The organism is Mesorhizobium sp. P2_D6, assembly GCF_056404315.1.
Genome location: NZ_JBFUEG010000011.1, coordinates 36,473 through 49,119, shown reverse-complemented (window position 1 = coordinate 49,119; position 12,647 = coordinate 36,473). Strand labels below are relative to the sequence as shown.

The window sequence follows — 12,647 nt, the reverse complement described above, 5'->3', positions numbered from 1 at the left end:
GGAGAGGGCTCATGGCTGAAATCGCGATCAAGGGCGTCGCCAAGCGCTTCGGCGGCTTTACCGCGCTGCATCAGGTCGATCTCGCCATAGCTGACCAGGAATTCATGGTGCTGCTCGGCGCCTCCGGCTGCGGCAAGACCACGCTGCTGCGCATCGTCGCCGGACTGGAGACACCGAGCCAGGGCGAGGTCTGGATCGGCGGCCGCCGCGTCGACCATCTGCCGCCGCGCGAGCGCGGCATCGCCATGGTGTTCCAGAACTATGCCGTCTTCCCGCATCTGACCGTGTTCGAAAACATCGCCTTCGGCCTGCGCATGAAGAAGCTGCCGCAGGCCGACGTCGAGCGCCGCGTCAACCGCACCGCGGAACTCATGCATATCGAGCAGCTGTTGAAGCGTTATTCCGGCCAGCTGTCCGGCGGCCAGCGCCAGCGCGTCGCCGTTGCTCGCGCGCTCGCCATGGAGCCCGACGTCATCCTGATGGACGAGCCGCTGTCCAATCTCGACGCGCTGCTCAGGCTCGAAATGCGCGCCGAGCTCAAGGGCGTGCTGGCGGCCTCGAAGACCACCACCATCTATGTCACCCACGACCAGGTCGAGGCGATGAGCCTCGCCGACCGCATCGCCGTCATGCATCAGGGCCGCATCGTCCAGGCCGCGTCGCCGGTCGAGGTCTACCGCAACCCGGCTGCCCGTTTTGTCGGCTCCTTCATCGGCAATCCGCCGATGAATTTCATCCCGGCGACCAAGGCGGCAAACGGCAGCTGGAGCGTCGCCGGGCTGACGCTGCCCGGCCCGAAATCCGACAAGCAAGGAATAGAATTCGCCATTCGCCCGGAGGATGTCGATGCCGGCAGCGAAGGGCTGCATGCCACCGTGCGGGTCATCGAGCCGCTCGGGCCACACACGCTGGTCACCTGCGATGTCGAGGGCGGCCTGTTCCGCGCCGTCCTGGAATCGAATGCCAACGTCAAGGTTGGCGAGCAGCTGCGGCTGGCGCCCAAGCCCGATCGCATCCGCTGGTTCGATCCCGAAACCACCAACGCCCTAAGGAACGAATGCCGTCCATGACTTCTCTAGCCGTCGACGAAACCATCGCCCGCGCCGTCGAGGTGCTGAGGGAAAACGACCAAGGCGCCTACACCATCCCGACCAGGGGTCTCTACCCCTTCCAGTGGAATTGGGATTCCTGCCTGACCGCACTGGGTCTTGCCCACTACGACGAGGCGCGCGCCTGGACCGAGATCGACACTTTGTTCGCCCACCAATGGCCGGACGGCATGGTGCCGCACATTGTCTTCCATGTCTGGAGCGACGGCTATTTTCCCGGGCCCGATGTGTGGCGAACCAATCGCCCGACCGCGACCTCCGGCATCACGCAGCCGGCCGTCGCCGGCTTTGCCGTGCGCCGCCTGTTCGACCGCGCCACGGACAAGAAGCTGGCGGCGGAACGGGCGCATGCGCTGCTGCCGAAGATCGACGCCTGGCATCGCTGGTTCTATGAGAACCGCGACCCCAAAGGCGACGGGCTGGTCGCCATCATCCATCCTTGGGAATCCGGCCGCGACAATTCGATCGACTGGGACGATGCCTTCGAGCGTGTGCCGACCGAAGGCGTCGAGCCCTACACACGCCGCGACATTCTGCACGCCGATCCGGCGCACCGCCCGACCAAGGCTCAATACGACCGCTATCTCTGGCTGCTGCAGCATTTTCGTGCACTCGGCTGGGACAATGCCAGGCTGCACGACGCCTCGCCATTTCAGGTCGTCGATCCCGGCTTTAACGCCATTCTGATCCGCGCCTGCGCCGATCTTGCCGATCTCGCCGAGGCGCTCGGCGAGAGTGGGATCGCCGAAGCCAACCGTGCGCGTGCCGCAAAAGGTCTGGCGGCGATGGAGCGGCTGTGGAGCGAGGCGCACGGTCAGTATCTCTGTCTCGACCGAACCACCGGCAGGCTGATCGACAGCGCCTCCGTCGGCGGCATTTTGGCCGCCTTCGCTGCCATCCCGGTACACCGCGTGGCGGCGCTCGCGGCACGCGTCGAGCGCCTTGCCGGCAGAGCGCGCTATGTCGTGCCCTCACACGATCCCGACGATCCACGCCTCGACGCCAAGCGCTACTGGCGCGGGCCGGTCTGGCTGGTGGTCAATTACATGATCGCCGACGGGCTCACTGCTGCCGGCCATGGCGACGTTGCGCAACACATCACGCAGTCCAGCCTCGACCTGATCGGCGAAAGCGGCTTTGCCGAATATTACGACCCGCTTACCGGCGAACCACTAGGTGGCGGTCGCTTCACCTGGACAGCGGCAATGGTGATCGAGTTTTTGCGCGGGGGTGAGAAGCGGTCTGCGTAGCAGACGAAAAGCCAATTGCTTGGCTTTTCGAGCTTCGAACGCCCTGAGCCTGCGAAGGGCCGGGTGGTCAATGGCCAAAGTGCCCTGCCGGGTCCCCGCTGCTTCGCAGCGTCCCGGCGTTCGCCGGCCTTTCATCGTGCCACTGGCACGATGAATTCGCCTTTGGCGAACCGGCTGCTCACCCCACAAGGGGGGAAGGGAAGGGGACGTCAGCTCACCCAAACTTCGGATCGAGACTGCCCGACTTGTACCGCTTGGCCATCTCAGCAACCGGCAGCGGCTTGATCTTCTGGGCGTTGCCGGCGGTGCCGAACTGCTCGAAGCGCTCCTTGCAGAGCTTGCGCATGGCGGCCATGGCCGGCGTCAGATATTTGCGCGGATCGAACTCGCTCGGATTTTCGGTCAGCACCTTGCGGATGGCGCCGGTCAGCGCCATGCGGTTGTCGGTGTCGATGTTGATCTTGCGCACGCCATGCTTGATGCCGCGCTGGATCTCTTCCACCGGCACGCCCCAGGTCGGCTTCATCTGGCCGCCATATTTGTTGATGATCTCCTGCAGATCCTCCGGCACCGAGGACGAGCCGTGCATCACCAGATGCATGTTGGGCAGGCGGCGGTGGATTTCCTCGATCACGTTCATCGCCAGCACCGCGCCGTCGGGCTTGCGCGAGAATTTGTAGGCGCCGTGGCTGGTGCCCATGGCTACAGCCAGCGCATCGACATGGGTGTCCTTGACGAACTCGACCGCCTGCTCCGGATCGGTCAGCAACTGGTCGTGGCTGATCGCGCCTTCGACGCCGTGGCCGTCTTCCTGCTCGCCGCCGCCGCTTTCCAGCGAGCCGAGCACGCCGATCTCGCCTTCGACCGAAACACCGCCCCAATGCGCCATGTCGACGACGCGCTTGGTGATGCCGGAGTTGTAGGCGTAGTCGGCCGGCGTCTTGCCGTCTTCCTTGAGCGAGCCGTCCATCATTACCGAGGTGAAGCCGTACTGGATGGCGGTGACGCAGGTGGCTTCATTGTTGCCATGGTCGAGATGCATGCAGACCGGAATGTCGGGGTGGATTTCGACCAGCGCGTCGATCAGCTTGGCCAGCACCACGTCATTGGCGTAGGCGCGGGCGCCGCGGCTTGCCTGCAGGATGACCGGCGACTTGGTCTCCTCGGCGGCCTCCATGATGGCGAGGCCCTGTTCCATATTGTTCATGTTGAAGGCGGGTACGCCGTAGCCATATTCGGCGGCGTGATCGAGCAATTGTCTCAGTGTTATGCGAGCCACCCAATAGTCTCCCGTATCTGGTTTCAAGCGCAACGTCGCGGGCCGGCTGGTTGCCGGCCCAGATGCTTCTGGCCGGATTTCGCCAGAACCGCAACCGTCAGCGGCCGTGGAGGCCGCAATTCTTGTTGCAGGGCTGAAATCCGGCCATTTTCATTGGATCACGCCGCGCTCAGCTCCTGTGCCGCCAGGATCTGCAGGCAGGCATTGGCCGCTTCCTTGCCCTTGACGGTGAAGTGCTCGAAGAAGAAGCGGTGATGCTCGGCGCTGTCATGATAATTGTGCGGCGTCAGCACCGCCGACAGCACCGGCACGCCGGTCGACAGCTGCACATTCATCATGCCGTCAAGCACGGCGCCGGCCACGAAATCATGGCGATAGATGCCGCCATTGACGACGAAGGCGGTGCCGAGGATCGCGGCGTAGCGGCCGGTCGTAGCCAGTGTCTTCGCGTGCAGAGGGATTTCGTAGGCGCCCGGTACGTCGAACACATCGACGGCGAAGCGCCCGCCGCCGAGCACGGCAAGCTCCGCCTCGAAGGCCTGTACGCACTGGTCGACGATATCGGCGTGCCAGCGCGCGCGAATGACGGCGATGCGAACAGTTTCTTGGTGTCTTGTGGTATGCTGATTCATGGGTCCATCCTTCCGTTTCGAACCAGAATCAGGACGCACGATACGAAATCCGGCCCGCACGAGCGGTCCGTCTTCCGTTTCGTTCTCTTCCATCCGGACTGTGACCGTCGGCTCCGGAATCACACCGGATCTGCTGACCCTCCTGTTGCCAAGAGGCGCTCGCGGGCTTGAGCCGAGACTCTTACCGCCGGTGGGGACTTTCACCCCGCCCTGAGAACATTAACGGGGGAGATATGGAGGGGTGAGGGTGGTGTTGTCAATTCGTCGGAGCGCTAATCTCCCCCCTTGAGGGGGAGATGGCCGGCAGGCCAGAGGGGGTCGTTTCGCGTGGAGTGCTAGCGTCATCTGTCGGTGCTGGGAGGTCGCGTCAGGACGCACCGACCCCCTCTGTCGCCTTTGGCGACATCTCCCCCTCGAGGGGGGAGATTACCCACGTTCTGGAAACATCGCCTTCAGTCCCTCGCGCGAGGCTTTCGCCACGCCGCGCTCGGTAATCAGCCCTGTCACCAGCCTCGCCGGCGTTACATCGAAAGCCGGGTTGGCCGCCGGCGTCGCTTCCGGCGACACGCGCACCTGCGCAATCTTGCCATCCGCCGTCTTGCCCCAGACCAGCGACACCTCGTCGCCCGAACGTTCCTCGATCGGGATTTCGGCCAGCCCGTCCCCCACCGTCCAGTCGATGGTGGGCGACGGCAGGGCGACATAGAAGGGAACATCATTGTCGGCGGCGGCAAGCGCCTTGAGGTAGGTGCCGATCTTGTTGCAGACATCGCCATTGGCCGTGGTGCGGTCGGTGCCGACGATCACTATGTCGACTTCGCCGTGCTGCATCAGATGGCCGCCGGCATTGTCGACGATCAGCGTGTGCGGCACGCCGTGGCCGGCCATCTCCCAGGCAGTGAGTTGGGCGCCCTGGTTGCGCGGCCTGGTTTCGTCGACATAGACGTGGACCGGAATGCCGGCCTCGACGGCGAGATAGATCGGTGACGTGGCGGTGCCGTAGTCGACCGTCGCCAGCCAACCGGCATTGCAATGGGTGAGGATGTTCACCGGCTCGCCCGGCTTCTTGCGCGCCGCGATCTCCTTGATGATTTTCAGACCGTTCTCACCAATGGCCCGGTTCAGCCCGACATCTTCATCGGCGATTTCGGCGGCGCGCTTGTAGGCGGCTTCGGCGCGTTGCTCGGGTGCGATCGGCCTGAGGGAGCGCCGCATTTCGTCCAGCGCCCAGCGCAGGTTGATCGCCGTCGGCCGCGTCTTGTGCAGCGTCTCCCACACAGTGTCGAGCGCTGCGTCCGAAGGATCGTCCGCCATCTGGATGGCGACGCCATAGGCCGCCGTGACGCCGATCAGCGGCGCACCGCGCACCCACATGTCACGGATCGCGGTGGCGATGCCGTCGACCGTGCCGATCGTCTCCACGCGGAACTCATGCGGCAGCCAGCGCTGGTCGATGATCTCGACCGAACGCTTGTCGTCGCTCAGCCAGATGGTGCGGTAATGGCGCTCGCCAACGTTCAAATCCTGCTCTCCCGTTCGATCAGCGCGGCCAAATTGTTGACCTCGTCCATGCCTAGGATCTGGCGCCGGTTGACGGCGATGTGGCGGCCGAATTTCAGCGCCTTGGCCTCGCAGGAGGCGCGCAGATCCTCGTCTTCGATGGTCTCGAAATCGGCATTGTGGGCGAGGCCGAGGATGCGCCTGTGCACCTCGATGCCGGCAAAGCCGAGCAGGTCGGTCCAGATCTGGTGCAGCACATGGTCGAGCGCCTGCTCCGAGGCGAGAATGTCGCCCTGATCCTCGAACAGGCTCTTCTGATAGAGCATGCCGGTGCGCTCCGTGCGCCACAAAGCTGAGAACTCGCCGCGGAACACCGTCCAGGTCTCTGCCGTCACCCCGAGCAGATAGGCGCGCATGGCATCGCGCTTGCCGTTCTGTTCGTGGCCGCGCTGCGAGAAGAAGGACATCCAGAAATTGGCGAGCAGCATGCCGACATCGAAGGCCATCGGACCATAGAAGGCGAACTCCGGATCGATCATCCTTGTCTCGGTGTCGGTGACCATGATCGAGCCGGAATGCAGATCGCCATGCAGCAGCGTCTCGGCATTGGCGGCGAAGATATGCTTCAGCCGCTGCGCTTCGACCTTCAAGTCGCGGTCGGTGCGCAACTCGGTGACCAGGCCATCAAGCTGCGGTGACGTATGCCGGTTCAGCTTGGCGTCGAAATAGGGGTCGGAAAACACCAGATCCTCGGTGATGCCGCAGAGCTCGACATTGTCGGCGAACAGCGCCAGATCGGCCTTGCGGTCCTTGGTCGGCATGGAGAGATCGGAGCCGCGGAACAAAGTGCGGGCCATGAACAGGCCGATATCCTTGGCAATGTTCGGAAGCTGGCGGCCATCGATCAGGGCGCGGCGCAGAATGATGTGTGGCGGCGCCAGATATTCCATGATGATCAGCGCCTGGCCTTCATCGAAATGGTAGATCGCCGGCACCGAGCCCGGCGCGCGCGCCTCCTGGCGAGTCAGAGCGTGGTATTCGAAGAAAGAGCGTTTCAGCGGCAATGGCCAGCTGTCGCCGACGAGGCGAACATAGGGCAGGGCCTGCTTGACCACGGCCGCCCCCGAGGCGCCCTCGACGATGAAGACGAGGTTCAGATTGCCGTCGCCGACCTCGCGCACCTTCCAGGGGCCTTTGCCAATCCTGGCGCACAGCGCTTCGTTCGTGCCGAGGCGCGTGGCAAGCGTCTCCACCGACAGTGCTTCGAACGGCAATTTCCCAGTCATTCCTCACCCTCGCGCTTGGTCGCTCCGATCATAGTGGAGTGATGGCGGTGGGGCCAAGCTAGGAAGCTGTCTGGCAATTGTCAATCGAGTTGACAATTGATGACATAGCCCATAGCGTCATCGTCAGGGAGGAACGAATGGGCAATGATGCCGTGTTCCGCGTGGACGGCCTGAGGAAGTCCTTCGGCCATATCGAGGTGCTTGGCGGCGTCTCGCTCGAATTGCATGCCGGTGAGATCACCGTGCTGATGGGCGCCAACGGCGCCGGTAAGTCCACCCTCGTGAAAATCATCAGCGGCGTCTACGACCATGCCGGCGGCACCATGCACCTTGCCGGCGATAACTTCGCGCCGAACACGCCGGCCGAAGCGATCCGCGCCGGTGTCGTCACCGTGCACCAGAATATCAATGACGGCGTTGTCGCCGATCTCGATGTCGCCACCAATCTGACGCTCGACCGGTTGAGTGGCAAAGGCGCGCCGCTGCTGTTCAACCCTGGCCGCGTGCGCCGGGAGGCGAGGGCGGTCGCCGACCGCATGGGACTCGCCATCGACCTCAGGGCCCGCGTCAGCGATCTGTCGCTGGCCGACCGCCAAATGGTGGCGATCGCGCGCGCCATGGCGCACCAGCCGAAAGTGCTGATCCTCGACGAGCCGACCTCGTCGCTGTCCAGCGCCGAGGCCGACAGGCTGTTTTCGCTGCTCGATCGGCTGCGCGAGCAGGGCGTCGCCATCCTCTACATCTCGCACCGCATGTCGGATATCAGGCGGCTGGCCGACCGCATCGTCTCGATGCGCGATGGCGTCATCTCCGGCGTCTTCGATACCAAGCCGCTCGACTATGAAGGCGCGGTCAACGCCATGCTCGGCCGCAAGATCCATCTCGACCGGATCGAAGCGAGGAATTCGGCCAAACCGATCCTGACCATCGAGGGCCTGCGCATCGCGCCGAGCGCCCGGCCATTCTCGCTGACGCTTGGCGATGGCGAGGTCGTTGCCGTCACCGGCCTCGTCGGCGTCGGCAAGACCGCACTGGCCGAGACGCTGTTCGGCCTGCGCAAGCCGCTCGCCGGCACTATGAATTTGAACGGCAAGCCCTACGCGCCGGTGTCGACAGGCGAGGCCATCGCGGCGGGCGTGTTCCTGGTCGCCAAGGATCGCGGCGAAAACGGCATTGTCGGTGGCTTCAATATCCAGGAAAACATCAGCCTGCCCTTCCACAAACGCATGTCGCGTTTCGCCGTTCTCAAGCGTGGCCTCGAGCGTGCCACGGCCCGCCGCCAGATCGAGGACCTCGGCATCGTCTGCCGTTCCGAGAAGGATGAAATGACCACGCTGTCGGGCGGCAACCAGCAGAAGGTGATGGTGGCGCGCTGGATGGCGCAGGACGCGAGACTGTTCATCCTCGACGAGCCGTTCCAGGGTGTCGATATCTCGGCCAGGCGCGACATTGCTGCCAAGCTGCGGGCAAGCGCCAATGGCCGCGCCACGCTGTTGTTTGTCACCGAGCTCGACGAGGCGTTGGAGACCGCCGACCGTATCCTGGTGATGTCGGAGCAGACTATCGTCGGTGAACACCGCAACGCCGATGTCGATCTCGATCGCCTGCTGGCCGAGGTCGCGGGCGGGCCGCTGCACAGCGCGGCCTGAGCAAAGAACCATGGGAATTGGAATGGAGCGCATGGGTTTGAGTTGGGTAAAGACGGCGGGCGCTGAATGACGTTGCGCGACTACGCCATCCGCTATGGTTTCATCGTGCTTTTGTTCGGGTTGATCGCGTATTTCGCCATCGCCGCCGACGGGTTCGTCTCGCCGCAAAGTGCTGTCTTCATTTTCCAGTCGGTTGCCATCACCGGCGTGCTGGCGCTCGGCGTTACCGCCACGCTGGTTGTCGGCGGCTTTGATCTCTCGATCGGCTCGGTTGCGACCTCAGCCATGATGGCGGCCGCCTATGTCATGGTCGTGCTGGAGCAGAACGTCGTCGTCGCCGTCGTCGTCTGTCTGCTCATTGGCGCCATTGTCGGCCTGATCAATGGCTGGCTGATCGTCTATATGCGCGTGCCCGATCTCCTGGCGACGCTCGGCATGATGTTCCTGCTCGTCGGCCTGCAGCGCATCCCGACCGAAGGCCGCTCCATTGCCACCGGCATGACCATGCCCGACGGCTCCGTCGCCAACGGCAAATTTGCCGACGCCTTCCTAGCGCTTGGCCGCCACCGCTTCGACTTCTTCATTCCGAACCTCATCCCGGTCTCGGTGGTCGTGCTCATCGTGCTTGCCGTGCTGATCTGGTTCTTCCTCGGATACACGCGTTTCGGCCGCATGATGTATGCCGTCGGCTCCAATGAACGCGCCGCCGAACTCGCCGGCGCGCCTGTCAAGGCATACAAAATCTGGGCCTACGTCATTTCAGGAGTTTTTGCCTCGATCGGCGGTATTTTGCTCGCCGCACGGCTTGGACGCGGCGACATCGCTTCGGGTAATAATCTGCTGCTCGATGCGGTTGCCGCGGCGCTGATCGGCTACGCGGTGCTCGGCGCCGCCAAGCCGAACGCCTTCGGCACCGCCGTCGGCGCGCTGTTCGTCGGCATCTTGCTGCAAGGCCTGACGATGATGAACGCGCCTTACTACACGCAGGATTTCGTCAAGGGCGTGGTTCTCGTCGTCGCCCTTGTCTTCACCTTCGCCCTTTCCGGCCGGGGCAGGAGATAGAACGGCGGCCGGAACAGTTTTGGGTTCAACAAGTGGAGGAAACAAAGTGAACATCACAAGAAGACTTCTGGGGAAGGTCGCACTCGGGCTCGCCGGTGCAACAATGCTGATGCAGGTCCCGGCGTTTGCCGCCGACAAGCCGGCGCCGTTCGACAAGCCGGGCGTCAAGATCGCGCTGGTGCGCTATCTCTCGACCGGCGATTTCTTCCAGGCCTATCTCTCGGGCGTCGAGGCGCAGTCGAAGGCGCTCGGCATCGATTTGCGCGTGCTCGACAGCCGCCAGGATGCCGCCCTTCAGTCCGACATGGTCGACCAGGCCATCGCGCTTGGCGTGCAGGGCATCATCATCCAGCACGGCCTGACGGAATCGATGAAGGATGCCGCCCAGCGCGCGGTCGATGCCGGCATCAAGGTTGTCGCCTTCGACGTCAATGTCGAAAACCCGAAAATCCCGCAAGTCGAACAGTCCGACAAGGACCTTGCGAGGCTCGCGCTCGAACAGGCGGTCAAGGACAATAGCGAGAGCTGGAACGCCGGCTACGTCTATGTCGCCGGCATCGCGCCGCTCGACCGCCGCAACGAGACCTGGGTCGACGTCAAGAAGAAGTATGCCGGCATCAAGGAAGTCGCGATGTTCGGCACGCTCGACAATCCGATCGCCAACTCGGTCGCCAACCAGGCGCGCTCGGTGCTGCAGGCGCATCCCGATATCAATGTGATGTTCGCGCCTTATGACGAATTCGCCAAGGGTGTGAAGATCGCCGTCGACGAGGCGGGGCTGAACAAGAAGATCAAGATCTACTCGGCCGACATTTCGACCTCGGATATTGTCGCCATGCGCGAGACCGACAGTGCCTGGGCCGCCACCGCCGCCACCAACCCGGCCGTCGTCGGCCAGGTCTCGGTGCGTGCGCTGGCGCAGCTGCTGGCCGGTGAAGATCCCGGCCACAACGTCATCGTGCCGCCGACGCTGATCACCCAGAAGGACCTGATCGACAAGGACATCAAGAACATGGAAGACCTGTCGGCCAAGCTGCCGCAGTTCGCCCATGCCGATGTCGCGATGCCCGCCTGGATGCCGAACCCGAACGCGAAGTAGCGTTCGGCATTCTACGTCTGGTGGGATTGATACGAAGCCGCTTTGCAGCAGCACGCTGCGGGCGGCTTTTCCGCAGGGTTCACTCGTTGAACAGGTCGGAATGCGAACCTGTACGAGCAAGTTGCAATTCGTCGCCGACAACGCGGTAAATCAGCAGCCAGTCCGGTTCGATATGCGCGTCCCGAAAGGCTTTCCAGTCGCCTTTCAGAGGATGGTCCTTATACGCCGCGGGCAGGTCATGCCCGGCGATGAGCAGCCCTAACAGATCGCGCAACTTGCCAAGGTTCTTGCCGCGCTTTTCCATGCGCTTCACATCCCGGCGAAATTGCCCGGAGTGAATGGGAACTGGCATACCTAAAGTCCAAGATCCTTGAACAACTCGTCAGCTGAGGAGAAGCGCTTGCCTTTGCCTTTTTCCAACTCGGCCATGGCCTTTCGCGTGGTTGCATTGGGCACTTTCACGGGAAAGGGAAATTCCTTGTCAGCGGCTACGCGCACCAGAAGCAGGCGAATGGCATCGGAGACGGACAATCCCATCGCCGCCAACGCCTCAGTCGCCTGATCTTTTGTCGCGGCATCTATCCGAGCGCGAACTACTGAATCAGTAGCCATGTCGTGACTCCTTTTATGAGGCCACAATGTAGCTACAAAGTTTGGCAACTGCAAGCGGGACTGAAAGCTGACCTTCATCATGTCCGCTTGGCGCGCGCCAGGCCGTGCGCCACCAGCCGGTCGATGACTTCGGCATAGCTGACGCCGCTTGCCGCCATTGCCTTGGCGTACATGCTGATGTCGGTGAAGCCGGGGATGGTGTTGAGTTCGTTGATCACGAACGTCATGTCCGGCATCAGGAAAAAGTCGACGCGCGCCATCGCGTCGCAGCCGACGGCCCTGAACGCCTTTGCCGCCATGTCGCGCATGGCGGCCTCGACCTCCGGCGGCAGCTGCGCCGGCACCATCAATGCCGCGCCATTCTCGTCGAGGTATTTGGCATTGTAGTTGTAGAAGCCGTGGCTGTCCGCCGGCACGATCTCGCCCGGACGGGAGACGAAGAGCTCGCCTTCAAGGCTCTCCAGAACGCTGAATTCAATCTCTCGGCCGCGAATGAATTCCTCCGCCAGCAGCTTACGATCGTGCTGGAAGGCTTCGTCAAGCGCCCGCTCGAATTCCTGGCTACCATTGACCTTTGCGACGCCGACGGACGAGCCCTGCCGTGCCGGCTTGATGAACAGTGGCAGCCCGAGTTGGTCTTCAAGCGCCGTGAGCGGAGGGACTGCACCGTCCTCGATCGTCACCGAGCGCGCGACAGGCACGCCGGCCGCCTTCAGCAGTCGCTTGGCGACATCCTTGTCGAGCGCGGCGGCCGAGCCGAAGATGCCGCAGCCGGCGAGCGGCACGCGCGCCACCTCGGCCAGCCCCTGCACGGCGCCGTCCTCGCCGTGCAGTCCGTGCAGGACGGGAAACAGGATATCAATATCAGGCAGGTCGTGCGGTGCGTCCTTGGCAGGGATAGCCAGCATCCGTCCTTGTCCTCCGGGCACCAGGCAGAGCTCTGTGCCGTCAGACGGCGTCGCCAGCGCGCCGTCCTTGAATTCGCTCAGCAGCCATTGGCCTTCGCGGGTGACGAAGATGGGAACGGCGTCGTATTTCGCCGGCTCCAGCGAACGCATGACATTGGTTGCCGAAAGCAGCGAAACCTCATGTTCGGCGGAGCGCCCGCCAAAGAGCACGCCGATACGAAGTCTTTTCGCTGCCATCGATATCTCCACAAGGGTCAGGGT

12 protein-coding genes and 1 riboswitch are annotated in these 12,647 nt (G+C 63.3%); of the genes, 5 read left to right on the top strand and 7 right to left on the bottom strand.

Annotated elements, in window-relative coordinates; translation table 11 throughout:
* Positions 1 to 11: 11 nt before the first annotated feature.
* Both AC1D1L_RS22355 and AC1D1L_RS22350 read left to right on the top strand, forming a co-directional pair.
* Positions 12 to 1,070, top strand: coding sequence for an ABC transporter ATP-binding protein (locus AC1D1L_RS22355; RefSeq protein WP_477343622.1), 1,059 nt, complete (start codon positions 12 to 14; stop codon positions 1,068 to 1,070).
* Positions 1,067 to 2,359: an amylo-alpha-1,6-glucosidase gene (locus AC1D1L_RS22350; RefSeq protein ID WP_477343621.1), complete on the top strand. Its 1,293-nt coding sequence runs from the start codon at positions 1,067 to 1,069 to the stop codon at positions 2,357 to 2,359. Before AC1D1L_RS22355 ends, AC1D1L_RS22350 begins: the two co-directional genes overlap by 4 nt.
* 214 nt (positions 2,360 to 2,573) lie before the next feature.
* Here AC1D1L_RS22350 and fba read toward each other — a convergent pair whose 3' ends face one another.
* The 4 genes from fba to mtnK all read right to left on the bottom strand — a co-directional run bounded on the left by fba (position 2,574) and on the right by mtnK (position 7,056).
* Positions 2,574 to 3,638, bottom strand: a complete 1,065-nt coding sequence (gene fba, locus AC1D1L_RS22345) for a class II fructose-bisphosphate aldolase (protein ID WP_013532928.1) — start codon at positions 3,636 to 3,638, stop codon at positions 2,574 to 2,576.
* Positions 3,639 to 3,796: 158 nt separating this feature from the next.
* On the bottom strand, positions 3,797 to 4,270 hold the full coding sequence (locus AC1D1L_RS22340) for a 6,7-dimethyl-8-ribityllumazine synthase (protein WP_477343620.1): 474 nt from the start codon (positions 4,268 to 4,270) through the stop codon (positions 3,797 to 3,799).
* A gap of 77 nt (positions 4,271 to 4,347) precedes the next feature.
* Positions 4,348 to 4,492: riboswitch (FMN riboswitch) on the bottom strand.
* Between the two features lie 204 nt (positions 4,493 to 4,696).
* Positions 4,697 to 5,791, bottom strand: coding sequence for an S-methyl-5-thioribose-1-phosphate isomerase (gene mtnA, locus AC1D1L_RS22335; protein WP_477343619.1), 1,095 nt, complete (start codon positions 5,789 to 5,791; stop codon positions 4,697 to 4,699).
* On the bottom strand, positions 5,788 to 7,056 hold the full coding sequence (gene mtnK / locus AC1D1L_RS22330; protein WP_477343618.1) for an S-methyl-5-thioribose kinase: 1,269 nt from the start codon (positions 7,054 to 7,056) through the stop codon (positions 5,788 to 5,790). Before mtnK ends, mtnA begins: the two co-directional genes overlap by 4 nt.
* 137 nt (positions 7,057 to 7,193) lie before the next feature.
* On the opposite strand from mtnK, the gene AC1D1L_RS22325 reads away from it, so the two are divergent.
* The 3 genes from AC1D1L_RS22325 to AC1D1L_RS22315 all read left to right on the top strand — a co-directional run bounded on the left by AC1D1L_RS22325 (position 7,194) and on the right by AC1D1L_RS22315 (position 10,866).
* Entirely contained in the window at positions 7,194 to 8,705 is a 1,512-nt protein-coding gene (locus tag AC1D1L_RS22325; protein WP_477343616.1) for a sugar ABC transporter ATP-binding protein, read from the top strand.
* Between the two features lie 66 nt (positions 8,706 to 8,771).
* Entirely contained in the window at positions 8,772 to 9,767 is a 996-nt protein-coding gene (locus tag AC1D1L_RS22320; protein ID WP_477343615.1) for an ABC transporter permease, read from the top strand.
* Between the two features lie 46 nt (positions 9,768 to 9,813).
* Positions 9,814 to 10,866 (top strand): substrate-binding domain-containing protein, encoded by a 1,053-nt coding sequence (locus tag AC1D1L_RS22315; RefSeq protein ID WP_477343614.1) that lies wholly within the window; start codon positions 9,814 to 9,816, stop codon positions 10,864 to 10,866.
* A gap of 79 nt (positions 10,867 to 10,945) precedes the next feature.
* Here AC1D1L_RS22315 and AC1D1L_RS22310 read toward each other — a convergent pair whose 3' ends face one another.
* From AC1D1L_RS22310 to AC1D1L_RS22300, 3 genes are all read right to left on the bottom strand, one after another.
* Complete coding sequence (locus AC1D1L_RS22310) at positions 10,946 to 11,218, bottom strand: type II toxin-antitoxin system YafQ family toxin (RefSeq protein ID WP_477343613.1); 273 nt, start codon at positions 11,216 to 11,218, stop codon at positions 10,946 to 10,948.
* Positions 11,219 to 11,220: 2 nt separating this feature from the next.
* The gene (locus tag AC1D1L_RS22305; RefSeq protein WP_112565825.1) at positions 11,221 to 11,478 is read right to left on the bottom strand and encodes a type II toxin-antitoxin system RelB/DinJ family antitoxin; all 258 of its coding nucleotides are present in this window, start codon (positions 11,476 to 11,478) and stop codon (positions 11,221 to 11,223) included.
* A gap of 77 nt (positions 11,479 to 11,555) precedes the next feature.
* Positions 11,556 to 12,623, bottom strand: coding sequence for a D-alanine--D-alanine ligase family protein (locus AC1D1L_RS22300; RefSeq protein WP_477343612.1), 1,068 nt, complete (start codon positions 12,621 to 12,623; stop codon positions 11,556 to 11,558).
* Between the last annotated feature and the right edge of the window lie 24 nt (positions 12,624 to 12,647).